Origin of the sequence: Polynucleobacter sp. UK-FUSCHL-C3, assembly GCF_040409815.1 — a bacterium.
Classification (GTDB): domain Bacteria; phylum Pseudomonadota; class Gammaproteobacteria; order Burkholderiales; family Burkholderiaceae; genus Polynucleobacter.
In genome coordinates this window covers 1,573,481-1,585,508 of record NZ_CP099959.1, presented here as the reverse complement: position 1 = coordinate 1,585,508, position 12,028 = coordinate 1,573,481, and the positions used below count along the sequence as shown (strand labels likewise).

The 12,028-nt window shown below is 46.3% G+C and carries 13 protein-coding genes and 1 pseudogene; 9 read left to right on the top strand and 5 right to left on the bottom strand.

The window, feature by feature from the left end:
- The first annotated feature begins 87 nt into the window (after window positions 1-87).
- The gene (locus NKE59_RS08050; RefSeq protein WP_353439938.1) at window positions 88-1,254 is read left to right on the top strand and encodes a fatty acid desaturase; all 1,167 of its coding nucleotides are present in this window, start codon (window positions 88-90) and stop codon (window positions 1,252-1,254) included.
- Between the two features lie 51 nt (window positions 1,255-1,305).
- Here the strand turns inward: NKE59_RS08050 and rpmG are convergent, their stop codons facing one another.
- The 3 genes from rpmG to radC form a co-directional block, all read right to left on the bottom strand.
- Window positions 1,306-1,473 (bottom strand): 50S ribosomal protein L33, encoded by a 168-nt coding sequence (gene rpmG, locus NKE59_RS08045; protein WP_353438457.1) that lies wholly within the window; start codon window positions 1,471-1,473, stop codon window positions 1,306-1,308.
- A gap of 11 nt (window positions 1,474-1,484) precedes the next feature.
- Window positions 1,485-1,718 carry a 50S ribosomal protein L28 gene (gene rpmB, locus NKE59_RS08040; RefSeq protein ID WP_353438456.1) on the bottom strand — a complete coding sequence of 78 codons (234 nt, stop codon included), beginning with the start codon at window positions 1,716-1,718 and terminating at the stop codon, window positions 1,485-1,487.
- 114 nt (window positions 1,719-1,832) lie between these two features.
- Window positions 1,833-2,546: a DNA repair protein RadC gene (radC, locus tag NKE59_RS08035; RefSeq protein WP_353438455.1), complete on the bottom strand. Its 714-nt coding sequence runs from the start codon at window positions 2,544-2,546 to the stop codon at window positions 1,833-1,835.
- Here radC and NKE59_RS08030 point away from each other — a divergent pair, their 5' ends adjacent.
- The 7 genes and pseudogenes from NKE59_RS08030 to NKE59_RS08000 all read left to right on the top strand — a co-directional run bounded on the left by NKE59_RS08030 (window position 2,547) and on the right by NKE59_RS08000 (window position 8,742).
- On the top strand, window positions 2,547-2,993 hold the full coding sequence (locus NKE59_RS08030) for an FKBP-type peptidyl-prolyl cis-trans isomerase (RefSeq protein ID WP_353438454.1): 447 nt from the start codon (window positions 2,547-2,549) through the stop codon (window positions 2,991-2,993).
- 10 nt (window positions 2,994-3,003) lie between these two features.
- Window positions 3,004-3,963, top strand: a complete 960-nt coding sequence (gene ispH, locus NKE59_RS08025) for a 4-hydroxy-3-methylbut-2-enyl diphosphate reductase (protein ID WP_353438453.1) — start codon at window positions 3,004-3,006, stop codon at window positions 3,961-3,963.
- Between the two features lie 33 nt (window positions 3,964-3,996).
- Window positions 3,997-5,145, top strand: coding sequence for a branched-chain amino acid ABC transporter substrate-binding protein (locus NKE59_RS08020; protein WP_353438452.1), 1,149 nt, complete (start codon window positions 3,997-3,999; stop codon window positions 5,143-5,145).
- Between the two features lie 55 nt (window positions 5,146-5,200).
- The gene (locus tag NKE59_RS08015) at window positions 5,201-6,136 is read left to right on the top strand and encodes a branched-chain amino acid ABC transporter permease (protein WP_353438451.1); all 936 of its coding nucleotides are present in this window, start codon (window positions 5,201-5,203) and stop codon (window positions 6,134-6,136) included.
- Between the two features lie 79 nt (window positions 6,137-6,215).
- A pseudogene (locus NKE59_RS08010) lies at window positions 6,216-7,235 on the top strand (ABC transporter ATP-binding protein); the annotation flags it as partial.
- Window positions 7,196-7,999: an ABC transporter ATP-binding protein gene (locus tag NKE59_RS08005; RefSeq protein ID WP_353438450.1), complete on the top strand. Its 804-nt coding sequence runs from the start codon at window positions 7,196-7,198 to the stop codon at window positions 7,997-7,999. The pseudogene NKE59_RS08010 and the gene NKE59_RS08005, both read left to right, overlap by 40 nt.
- Entirely contained in the window at window positions 7,999-8,742 is a 744-nt protein-coding gene (locus tag NKE59_RS08000) for an ABC transporter ATP-binding protein (RefSeq protein ID WP_353439937.1), read from the top strand. Before NKE59_RS08005 ends, NKE59_RS08000 begins: the two co-directional genes overlap by 1 nt.
- 20 nt (window positions 8,743-8,762) lie before the next feature.
- Here NKE59_RS08000 and NKE59_RS07995 read toward each other — a convergent pair whose 3' ends face one another.
- On the bottom strand, window positions 8,763-9,962 hold the full coding sequence (locus NKE59_RS07995) for an acetylornithine transaminase (RefSeq protein WP_353438449.1): 1,200 nt from the start codon (window positions 9,960-9,962) through the stop codon (window positions 8,763-8,765).
- A gap of 56 nt (window positions 9,963-10,018) precedes the next feature.
- The gene (locus NKE59_RS07990) at window positions 10,019-11,065 is read right to left on the bottom strand and encodes a CDP-6-deoxy-delta-3,4-glucoseen reductase (protein WP_353438448.1); all 1,047 of its coding nucleotides are present in this window, start codon (window positions 11,063-11,065) and stop codon (window positions 10,019-10,021) included.
- 36 nt (window positions 11,066-11,101) lie between these two features.
- Here NKE59_RS07990 and NKE59_RS07985 point away from each other — a divergent pair, with 36 nt between their 5' ends.
- Entirely contained in the window at window positions 11,102-12,028 is a 927-nt protein-coding gene (locus NKE59_RS07985) for an SDR family oxidoreductase (protein ID WP_353438447.1), read from the top strand.

Genomic DNA, 12,028 nt, shown 5'->3' with positions numbered 1-12,028 from the left:
TAAAGGGGTATAGGGCTTCATGGCCTAGATTCCTTTTGGAGAACTTGTTTGGAAATTAGCGGACTCACTTCGTTTCATGATTCATTGATGCAATGGTTGGCCAATGGCTATCTGGATTGGGCGTGGTGGCAGATTGTTATTTTCACCCTTGTGATGACCCATATCACTATTGCAAGTGTGACGATTTTTTTACATCGTTGCCAAGCCCATCGTGCTCTAGACCTGCATCCACTACCTTCCCACTTTTTCCGTTTTTGGTTGTGGTTAACCACTGGAATGGTTACCAAAGAATGGGCATCTGTACATCGCAAGCACCATGCTAAATGCGAGTCCGTAGACGATCCCCATAGCCCACAAATTTTGGGTATTGATACTGTTTTATTGCGTGGCGCTGAACTTTATAAGATCGAGGCTGCTAAGCAAGAGACCCTCGATAAGTTTGGACATGGCACCCCGGATGATTGGATGGAGCGCAACATCTACTCTAAGTTCTCGTGGCAGGGTGTTGGTCTGATGTTAATCATCGATGTATTTCTGTTTGGCGGGATTGGCGCTACTGTTTGGGCAGTCCAAATGCTATGGATTCCGATTACTGCTGCCGGCGTTATTAATGGTATCGGCCACTTCTGGGGGTATCGCAACTACGATTGTGAAGACGCTTCGACTAATATTGTTCCCTGGGGAATCTTGATAGGTGGCGAGGAGTTACATAACAACCATCACACCTATGCGACTAGCGCAAAGCTGTCAAACAAGTGGTATGAGTTTGATATTGGTTGGATGTATATCTGTGCCCTAAGTTCCCTTGGCCTGGCTAAGGTGAAAAAGGTCCCCCCCAAGCCCGTGCTTTCCGAGGTTCGCCCGGCAGATGATCAAACCCTTGAGGCTGTTATTGCCAATCGTTACGAAATCATGGCCCGCTACAGCAAAACCTTACAACGCTGTATTGCCAATGAGTTCCAGAACATGCAAGAGTTTGCTACTCACCTTAAAGATGCGCGAGATTGGCTTTATAAGGACGAAGCAAAGCTAAGCTCTGATGAAAAACAAAAACTGGAGGAGTTAATGAAGACCAATCCTCAGTTGCGCAAGATGATTGAGATGCGTCGTGAACTCCATGCTATTTGGGGGCGCTCCAATGCGACCCGCGAGCAACTGTTAACCCAGTTGCGTTCTTGGTGCCATCGAGCGGAAGAGGCTGGACCAAACTCTCTTAAAGAGTTCTCGCTGCGCCTTAGACGTTACTCAAACTAAGTAAAGAAAAAACCCGCATTAAGCGGGTTTATTTCTATGGAAGATTAAGACTTACTTAATCTTTGTTTCTTTGTAAGCGACGTGCTTACGAACCTTTGGATCAAACTTCATGATCTCCATTTTTTCTGGTTTAGTTCTTTTGTTCTTTGTAGTGGTATAGAAGTGACCAGTACCAGCACTGGACTCCAACTTAATTTTCTCTCTTGCGCCCTTAGCCATTCAGATATTCCTTAAACTTGACCGCGAGCACGAAGATCGGCCAAAACAGAATCAATTCCGTTCTTGTCGATGATGCGTAAACCAGCATTCGTTAAACGAAGGCTAACCCAACGATTTTCAGATTCAACCCAAAAGCGACGATTTTGCAAATTAGGCAAAAAGCGACGTTTGGTCTTATTGTTTGCATGGGAAACATTATTGCCAACCATTGGCTTTTTCCCAGTGACTTGGCAAACTTTTGCCATGACACACTCCTTTATTACGAAAAACAAAGATTGTAGCAGGCATCTAGCGATTAGGGCTAGGGAAAGCATCGCGGTGAGTAGGGCGCCTTATATTAAGTTAGTAATTACTATCATTTATAGCCTATTTAAAAGGCCTGCATCTGAAAATGAGAAAAATCCATGCCCTGCAACAATGCAGTGATCGAGAAGTTCAATATCAACCCAAGAAAGGGCCTCCTGAAGGTCTTTAGTGATCAATTCATCTTGAGGGCTTGGGAGAGGGTTCCCGCCAGGGTGGTTGTGGACAACGATGAGGCTGCTTGCGTTTCGCGCTAAGGACTCTTTAATTATTTCTCTGGGGTAGATGGCCGTTCGGTCAATCGAACCTCTAAAAAGCTCTTGGCATTCGATGAGTCGGTTACTGGAGTCTAGGTAAAGACATAAGAAGACCTCATGAGGTAGTCTCCCAATTTTGGCCTGTAAAAACTCTCTGACCTGGAGGAGGGAACTAAAAACAGCCCCAGCGCATAGACTTTCTTGGAGACAGCGCCTAACAAGTTCATAGGCAGCTTGAATTTGTGCCCACTTCGATGGCCCCATCCCAAAGCACTTACAAATATCTTCGGTATTTGCATTCACTAGCCCCTGAATCCCTTGAAATTGTGTCAAGAGATCTTGTGCCAGTGAAACAGCACTTTTGCCCTTCACGCCCGCCCTTAAAAAAATGGCTAGTAATTCTGCATCGGAGAGGGAGTTCGCACCCTGGAGGCGTAATTTTTCCCGAGGCTGATGGGCTTTTGGCCATGAAGAGATTGGGCGATGCTGGGACTCTCTCGCTACAATGACCATATGAGTGAGCTTACCGTTACCCCCACTGCTTTTTTGACCCTGAACTATCGTTTGGTTTTGCCCAACGGGGAGGACTACATCAATACCTTTGAGGATAGCCCTGCGACTATGCAGTTGGGAACCGGTCAATTTGCCCCCTGCTTTGAAAAAGCATTAATGGGCGCAAAGGTTGGTGAGAAACGTTCCGCCACGATCTCGGCAAAAGAAGGCTTTGGGGAGCACAAGCCAGAGTTAGTGCAGTGGGTCTCTATGGAGACCTTAGTCTGCAATACTGATGAGGTATCAGAATTTAAGCCAGGTGATATTGTTGAGTTTAATGCTCCAGGCGGGGCACAATATGCAGGTGTATTACAGTCGATTAACGAGGAAGGCGCGTGGTTCGATTTCAACCACCCCTTGGCAGGTAAAGACCTCAGTTTTGAAGCTGAAATAGTTGCTATTTTGTAAAAAACAAACCATGTCAAATACCAGTACATCACAAGATTCCTCTGAAATTTTGTTGGCACAGCCGCGTGGGTTTTGTGCGGGCGTTGATCGCGCCATCAATATCGTGAATGAAGCATTGAATCGTTTTGGCGCACCCATCTATGTCCGCCATGAAATTGTTCATAACAAATATGTTGTTGACGAGTTGCGCGAGAAGGGTGCAATATTTGTGGATGAGATAGAAGAAATTCCACGTGGGTCGATTGTTATATACAGTGCACATGGGGTCTCTCAAGAAGTGCGTAAAGAGGCCGAGAATCGTGGCTTGCAGGTGTATGACGCAACCTGCCCATTGGTAACCAAGGTTCATGTAGAAGTTGTCAAGTTGTGCAAGGATGGCTATACGGTATTTATGATTGGTCATGCCGGACATCCTGAAGTTGAGGGCACGATGGGCCAAGTGGATAAGGGCATTTTTTTAATTGAAAGTATTGAAGATGTGGAGAAACTCGCTTTCTCGGCGAATGAAAATTTAGCCTTTGTTACACAAACTACCTTATCGGTGGATGAGACTAAAGAAATTGTGAATGCACTCACGAAGAAATTTCCTAAAATTATTCAACCCAAGAAACAAGATATTTGCTACGCCACCCAAAACCGACAAGATGCGGTCAAGTTCATGGCTCCCAAAGTGGAGTTAGTGATTGTCGTGGGTAGCAAGGCGAGTTCGAATTCGAATCGCCTGAGAGAATTAGCTGAAAAACTTGGCGTACCTGCTTACATGGTGGATGCTCCAGAACAGCTTCAGCCAGAATGGTTCGCTGGTAAGAAGCGTATCGGGCTTACTGCAGGTGCTTCAGCCCCAGAGAGTTTGGCACAAGCGATCGTATCGCGGATTCAAGAGTTTGGACCGCGTCAAGTGCGTTCTTTAGACGGAGTGATTGAAGACATTATCTTTTCGCTACCAAAGAATTTGACTCACCCTAGTTAAATATTATTTCATCATCCTTAGGAGATTTTGGCTATGAAAACGTATCAAAAAATATTCTCATATGGTCTGTTGTCAGGAGTCGCTATCGCCCTATTGGCAGCCTGTGGAAAGCCTGCAGACAATGAGATTAAGATTGGGCACGTTGCGCCTATTACGGGATCCATTGCCCATATGGGTAAGCAGAATGAAAACGGAGCCTTACTTGCAGTCGAGGAAATTAACAAAGCAGGCCTCACCATTAATGGTAAAAAAGTAGTGCTAAAGTTAGTCCCTGAAGACGATGCAGCAGATCCAAAGACCGCCACTCAGGTTGCTCAAAAATTAGTCGATGCAAAAGTGGTTGCTGTGGTTGGGCACTTGAATTCTGGAACCAGTATTCCAGCAGCAAAGATTTATAGTGATGCTGGTATTACACAAGTGTCTCCATCGGCCACTAATCCGGATTACACCAAGCAAGGTTTCAAGACGACCTATCGATTGGTAGCAACCGATGCACAACAGGGGCCTGCATTAGCGAATTATGTGGCGAATAACATTAAGGCAAAAGTGGTAGCCATCATTGATGATTCAACCCAGTATGGCAAAGGGCTTGCTGATGAATTTGAGAAAACAGTAAAAGCTGCCGGTATCAAAGTACTAGCCCGTGAAGCAACAAATGACAAGGCAACCGACTTTAAGGCGATTTTGACTAAGGTCAAAGCAGGGAAGCCTGATGTCATTATGTATGGTGGTATGGATGCCACGGGTGGCCCCTTAGCTAAGCAAGCTCAGGAACTCGGCATTAAAGCCAAGATTGTGGGTGGCGATGGAATGTGTACTGATAAGTTAGTCGAGCTTGCGGGTGATGCAATCAATAATGTAGTTTGCTCGGAAGCAGCAATGGCTTTATCGAAAATGGAGGCAGGTCCTGAGTTTCAGAAGAAATATAAGGAGCGCTTCAATGTCGATGTCGATATCTATGCACCCTTTGCCTACGATGCTGTCTATGTCATTGTTGATGCTATGAAGCGCGCAAATTCTGTAGAAACTGCCAAAATTTTGGCGGCGATGCCACAAACTCAGATGAAGGGTTTGATCGGTAATATTGCCTTTGATGATAAGGGCGACCTAAAAGCAAGTGTCATTACGCTTTATGACTACAAGGATAAAAAGAAGTCAGTCCTTGAAATCATAAAGATGTAAGAACGAACAAATAAGCACCGCACTGCGGTGCTTATTTCTTTGTAGACTAAGGTCTATGGATATTCTGTTGCAACAAATTGTGAATGGCTTAGTGCTAGGGAGCATCTATGCCTTGATTGCTTTAGGCTACACCATGGTCTATGGGATTTTAGGAATTATTAATTTTGCCCATGGCGAGGTCTTAATGGTGGGCGCTATGGTGTCCTTGACCCTGATCACTTTGATCATGCAGTTACCTCTAGGATTACCATCGTGGGCCATGCTATTGATTGTTTTATTGGGGGCAATGGCAGTCTGCGCAGCACTCAGTTTTCTGATTGAGCGTTTTGCATATCGACCCTTACGCAATGCTCCGCGTTTGGCGCCCCTCATTTCTGCGATTGGAGTATCGGTCTTATTGCAAACTCTAGCCATGATGATTTGGTCACGCAATCCCTTGACTTACCCACAATTGTTGCCTTCAACCCCTATTGATTTATTTGGCTCCGGAGCAACAGTGACCGCAAAAGAAATTGTGATTGTTTTAAGTTCTTTCATCGTGATGGGCTTACTCCTACTAATCGTTCATAAAACGCGCTTGGGACGGGCAATGCGGGCAACCGCAGAGCAACCCAATATTGCTGCCCTGATGGGCGTTAATCCGAATCGTGTTATCTCTATTACGTTTATGTTGGGTGGTTCACTCGCCGCCTTGGCAGGGGTCATGATGGCAACGAACTATGGCAATGCTCACTTTGCCATGGGATTTATTCCGGGGCTTAAGGCGTTCACGGCGGCCGTTCTGGGGGGCATCGGTAATATTCAAGGGGCAATGCTTGGAGGTTTGTTGCTTGGCCTGATTGAGGCTTTGGGAGCTGGCTATATTGGCGATTGGACCGGCGGGGTCTTAGGATCAAATTACCAGGATATTTTTGCTTTCATGGTGCTTATTTTGGTGTTAGTGCTTCGTCCGCGAGGGCTCTTGGGCGAGAAGGTGTCCGACCGTGCTTAAGCACCTGTCACCACCTTACTCTCTTCGAGATAAACGGTTTTGGGTATTCAGTACCCTGACCTTATTGCTATTACCTTGGGTAGTAGGTGCTGCTGGCGGTAATTACTGGGTACGCGTTCTTGATTTTGCTTTGTTATATGTAGTGCTGGCATTGGGCTTGAATGTGGTCATTGGCTTTGCTGGCTTATTGGATTTAGGTTACATCGCTTTTTATGCCGTAGGTGCATACAGCTATGCCCTATTGGCCTCCCCGCATCTAACAACGCACTTTCCTGCAATTGCGAATGCCTTTCCAGCTGGGATGCACTTCCCATTATGGGGGGCGCTGATTATTTCATTTGCGTTAGCAGCATTGTTTGGGATCTTATTAGGATTTCCGACCCTCAAATTACGCGGTGATTATTTGGCAATTGTCACCTTGGGGTTTGGAGAAATCATTCGTATCTTTCTAAATAATTTAGATCGACCAATCAACTTTACGAATGGGCCCAAAGGGATTGGGAACATTGATTCCATTCAACTATTTGGATTGAACTTATCCAAACCCCTTTCTTTATTTGGTTTACAGATTCCTTCCCTGTATTTGGTGTTCTACTTCTTCCTACTTCTAGCCGTTCTGGTTGCATTAGTATGTTCGCGTTTAGAGCACTCACGAACTGGTCGTGCTTGGATCGCAATCCGTGAAGATGAGATTGCTGCTGAGGCGATGGGTATTAATACTCGCAATATGAAACTACTGGCCTTCGCCATTGGTGCAAGTTTTGCAGGAGCAGCAGGAGTTTTGTTTGCAGCCTTTCAAGGTTTTGTCTCGCCAGAGTCATTCACTCTATGGGAGTCGATTGTGGTCTTAGCCATGGTGGTATTGGGTGGTATGGGACATATCCCTGGCGTCATTCTAGGCGCAATTTTATTGGCGATCTTTCCGGAGATATTACGAAGTATTGCAGCCCCAGTTCAGCAATTTTTATTTGGCTCGGTCATTATGGACGTCGAGATTATTCGTCAATTGTTATATGGCCTAGCTCTTATTTTGATCATGCTTTATCGCCCCAATGGGATTTGGCAAAAGCCAGAGCAATTAAAGCGGGTGCGGGCGTGAGTGTTCTTTTGCGTATATCAGATGTCTCTAAACGCTTTGGTGGAGTCCAGGCTTTAGATGATGTTGGAATACAAGTTCAGGATGGGGCCATCGCAGGTTTGATTGGCCCAAATGGAGCTGGAAAGACCACATTCTTTAATGTAATTACTGGCTTATATCCTGCCGATCGCGGATCTTTTGAGTTAAATGGTAAGCCGTATTCACCCCGTTCGGTATCTGAGGTTACCCAAGCCGGAATAGCCCGAACCTTTCAGAACATTCGTCTCTTTAAGGAAATGAGCGCGCTAGAAAATGTCATGGTGGGATGTCATTGTCGCTTTAATGTTGGTGTATGGGGGTCCATCTTGGCAACACGAACGAATCAAAAAGAAGAACAAGCGATTCGGGATAAATCCTATCAATTGTTAGCGTATGTTGGATTGCAAGATTATGCACAGCATAAGGCTAAAAATTTATCATACGGTTATCAACGCCGCCTTGAGATTGCGAGAGCATTGGCAACTGAACCAATTCTGCTTGCGCTAGATGAGCCAGCAGCCGGTATGAATGCCAGTGAGAAACTGGAGCTTAAAGATCTGATTCTGAAGATTCGAGCTGATGGTAAAACGATCTTATTGATTGAGCATGACGTTAATTTAGTGATGAACATTTGTGATCATTTAACTGTGCTGGATTATGGCAAGGTGATTGCTAATGGCCTGCCCAATGAGGTTCGAGCTCATCCTGAGGTGATCCGTGCGTACTTGGGGGGAGTGGTGGCATGATGGGCTCTCACAGTGAGCACTTGTTAGCGGTGCGTGATCTTAAGCTGGCGTATGGCGGCATTGGTGCTGTTAAAGGAATTAATTTTTACGTCGATCGAGGCGAGCTGGTGACCTTGATTGGTGCCAATGGAGCTGGAAAAACCTCGACCCTGAAAGTAATCTCAGGATTGTTAAAGCCGAGTGCCGGCTCCATTCATTTCGATGGAGATTCTATTGGCGGTCGACCTGCTTATGAGTTGGCTCAGCTTGGAGTGGGCTTAGTACCAGAAGGACGCGGTGTTTTTGCTCGCATGACAATTCTGGAGAACTTGCAAATGGGCGCCTATATACGTCAGGGCAATCAAGACCTTACCATTGCTAATGATCTTGAGTCTGTTTTAAGTCTTTTTCCTCGTTTGCGAGAGCGCAAGGATCAGTTAGCCGGAACCCTATCAGGCGGTGAGCAACAGATGTTGGCGATTGCGCGTGCCATGATGGCTAAACCGAAATTGCTATTACTGGATGAGCCCTCAATGGGTCTGGCGCCCTTAATGGTTGAGGCAATCTTTAGCGTGATCCAGAATCTTTCTAAAGAGGGCATGACCATTTTGCTAGTTGAGCAAAACGCACGTCTAGCCTTATCAATGGCCAATCGAGCCTACGTGATGGAAAGTGGTGAGATCACCATACAAGGCCCCGCCCAAGAGTTACTTCATGATGAGCGGGTGCGTAAAGCTTATTTGGGCGAAGAATTACAACAGTAATCGAGTGGCGGTATTGGCGCTTAAACCACTTTTTTAAGAAGCATTCTTAAGATGGCGCACATTTGCCGAATTTCATCGTTTGAAACGGTGAGGGCAGGCATAAATCGCAACAGATCAGGGCGCGGGGAATTAATCAACAAGCCCTCGGGTTCAAGATCTCTAGCTAAATCAACTAACTTTCCACCGATATCCTTGCCCAGCATTAAGGCACGCAGTAGACCTTTACCGCGCTCACCCTTTAGACCAAATTCAGAGGAGAGTTTGAGTAATTCTGATTGGAGTAATTCGCCTTTGGTGATGACCGATTGCAAAAAGCCGGGAGCCAATAGCTGATCGATTACGCTAATACCAACCGCAGTCATTAAGGCATTACCGTTATAAGTTCCACCTTGATCGCCTGGAACAAAACAGGCAACCTCATCGGTGCACAGCAGTGCCGCCAAGGGAACGCCCCCACCAATTCCTTTGCCTAAGGTCATGATGTCAGGTTCAATGCCGAAATGTTGATACGCAAATAAGGTGCCGGTACGGCCAAAGCCCGCTTGAACCTCATCAACGATCAGCAGTAGATTATTCTCTTGTGTCAGTTGGCGAAGCTCGCGCATAAATGAATCATCGCAAGGGATGACCCCACCCTCACCCTGAACTGGCTCAAGCATGATCGCCACAGTCTTATCCGTGATGCATTTCTTCACTGACTCTATATCGTTTAGGTTTGCTTTTGGAAAACCTGGAACTTGAGGTGCAAACATCGTATCCCAGCCAGGCTTACCCGAGGCGCTCATAGTTGCCAACGTGCGTCCATGGAAACTATGGTCAAAAGTAATGATTTCGTAGGCACCATTTTTATGGAGTTGCCCCCACTTTCTGGCGAGCTTGATTGCACCCTCATTAGCCTCGGCACCACTGTTCGCGAAGAAAACTTTATCAAAGCAGCTATTTGCGGTTAAGAGATCCGATAAACGAATCATCGGCCCGTTGTAAAACGCAGGGCTTGGATTAATTAGTTTTTGGGCTTGTTGATGCAAGGCGTTCACGACCCCGGGATTGCAGTGCCCCAAACAATTGACCGCCCAACCTTGTAAGAAATCTAAATAGCGCTTGCCATTTTGGTCGGTAAGCCACGAGCCACTCCCTTCCACCATGACGATGTCGGGACGTTTGGTGATGTACATCACCGAATGGGCGTCAACAGGATGATGGTCAGCTGGTTTGTTCATATTGCAATCATACAAAAGATCGGTGGAAAAGGGGCATTCGCCTTATAAACCCGTACTTAGGCGCTTACTAGATCCGCCTCACTAGTGAAGGAATCGGCAAAAAACTCCTCTTCGGGCAGACGGCACTCTTTGACAAAATCAGTGCGGGCTGCGGTAATTACAATCGGTGCCCCGCAAGCATAGACTTGATAAGGGCTTAGATCTGAGAAATCATGCATGACGGCACGGTGCACAAAGCCAGTGCGACCCTGCCATGCGTCTTCAGGAAGAGCCTCTGATATTACGGGGGTGTAATGAAAGCCCGGGATAGTGTGGGTAAATTCTTGGCAGAGAGAATCCATGTATAAATCCTTTGGGCGCCTACCACCCCAGTAAAAATGGATCTCCCGATCAATCTTCTTATTTTGGATGGATGTCAGCATCGCTTTAATGGGCGCAAATCCTGTGCCGGATGCTAAAAAGATAATTGGCTTTTTAGAGTCTTCACGCAAGAAGAAGCTACCAAGAGGACCCTCAAAGCGCAAAATATCCTTTTCTTTAATTTGTTTGCCATCCGCTGTCTGTCCAAATAGGGGATCAGTAAATAAACCACCAGGCAGATGACGAATATGCAATTCGAGTGGCCCCTCCTCATGGGGTGCGCTCGCAATCGAGTAAGCACGACGTTTATTGTCTTTGAGCAAAAACTCTAAATATTGTCCCGCCAGAAATTGAAAGCGCTCACTAGCGGGAAGTTGCAATTGCAAAATGGCAACATCATCGCTGGCAAACTTAATAGTGTTAATACGACAGGGGACCTTACGAACGGGAATATCCCCTCCACCCTGAACTTCCCGAACTTCAATCAGCAGGTCAGTCTGAGGGTGGGCACAGCATAAAAGAGTGGCGCCCGCAGTTTCATCGGCAGGACTCAGAGCGCTCTGACTATGGTCCCCATGGGTAATTTTTCCTGTAAGGAGCCTTCCTTTACAAGAGCCGCAAGCTCCATTTTTACAACCATAGGGAAGGTTGATGCTTTGGCGAAGAGCTGCTTCTAGAACGGTTTCATCGGCTTCCACCGAAAATGTTTTACCACTCGTTTTTAGCTCAACTTGGTAGGACAATTCCACTTCTCCTAATAAAACATTACGATGTTAGATATGACCTCTATCTGTTCCGCATTTCGTCGTCCTAGAATCCTCATCATTGGGTGCGGGGATATTGGGCAGCGCGTTGTTACGCAACTACTATCAGGCCCGAATGCCCATCTAGGTAAGACGTATGCCAAACCAAAAATCTTTGCCCTCAGCTCAAGCCCAGAGCGTTTTGCAGAGCTGCGACAGCAGGGAATCACACCCATCGGGGGCGACCTTGATCATCCTGAGACTTTATGGCGAATTGCCCGCTTAGCATCGAATGTGATTCATTTGGCGCCACCTCAAAATGAAGGTGAACACGATTTACGTACTCGCAACCTAATTCAAATTTTATCTCAGGGGGCGGGATCTGTCAGACGCTTTGTCTACGTCAGCACTACAGGGGTGTATGGCAATCGTCATGGTGATTATGTGGATGAGAGCAGCCCTCCTTTGGCAACCAGCCAGCGTGCCAAGCGGCGTATGGATGCGGAATCTGTTTTGCGACATTGGGCAATTCATCAGGGTGTCAATCTCAGCATTTTGAGGGTGCCTGGGATTTATGGCCCCAATCGCTTGCCGATTGAGCGATTAAATGCAAAAACACCCGCTCTTACATCTGAAGAGGATGCGTATTCCAACCACATTCATGCAGATGATTTAGCAAGACTCATTCTTGGAGCTCTCTTTATTGGAAAACCTCAACGGATTGTAAATGCATGTGACGGTAGCGAGCAAAAGATGGGAGACTATTTTGATGCAGTAGCTATGGCACTGAATTTGCCGAAACCACAACGCTTATCTCGAGAAGAAGTCAGGACTGCAGTAAGTCCTATGCTTTGGTCCTTTATGTCTGAATCACGGCGCGTTCGAAATAAACGACTGCCAGAGTTAAAACGTAAATTACTCTACCCGACAGTAGCTGACTACCTAAAGACTCTTAAAAGATAG

What these genes read in the sequence shown, in the direction of transcription:
- NKE59_RS08000 (WP_353439937.1), top strand. Translation starts at nt 7,999, where the DNA reads ATGGGCTCTCACAGTGAGCACTTGTTAGCGGTGCGTGATCTTAAGCTG.
- NKE59_RS08015 (WP_353438451.1), top strand. Translation starts at nt 5,201, where the DNA reads ATGGATATTCTGTTGCAACAAATTGTGAATGGCTTAGTGCTAGGGAGC.
- NKE59_RS08020 (WP_353438452.1), top strand. Translation starts at nt 3,997, where the DNA reads ATGAAAACGTATCAAAAAATATTCTCATATGGTCTGTTGTCAGGAGTC.
- rpmG (WP_353438457.1), bottom strand. Translation starts at nt 1,473, where the DNA reads ATGGCTAAGGGCGCAAGAGAGAAAATTAAGTTGGAGTCCAGTGCTGGT.
- NKE59_RS07985 (WP_353438447.1), top strand. Translation starts at nt 11,102, where the DNA reads ATGACCTCTATCTGTTCCGCATTTCGTCGTCCTAGAATCCTCATCATT.
- NKE59_RS08030 (WP_353438454.1), top strand. Translation starts at nt 2,547, where the DNA reads ATGAGTGAGCTTACCGTTACCCCCACTGCTTTTTTGACCCTGAACTAT.
- rpmB (WP_353438456.1), bottom strand. Translation starts at nt 1,718, where the DNA reads ATGGCAAAAGTTTGCCAAGTCACTGGGAAAAAGCCAATGGTTGGCAAT.
- NKE59_RS07995 (WP_353438449.1), bottom strand. Translation starts at nt 9,962, where the DNA reads ATGAACAAACCAGCTGACCATCATCCTGTTGACGCCCATTCGGTGATG.
- radC (WP_353438455.1), bottom strand. Translation starts at nt 2,546, where the DNA reads ATGGTCATTGTAGCGAGAGAGTCCCAGCATCGCCCAATCTCTTCATGG.
- ispH (WP_353438453.1), top strand. Translation starts at nt 3,004, where the DNA reads ATGTCAAATACCAGTACATCACAAGATTCCTCTGAAATTTTGTTGGCA.
- NKE59_RS08050 (WP_353439938.1), top strand. Translation starts at nt 88, where the DNA reads ATGCAATGGTTGGCCAATGGCTATCTGGATTGGGCGTGGTGGCAGATT.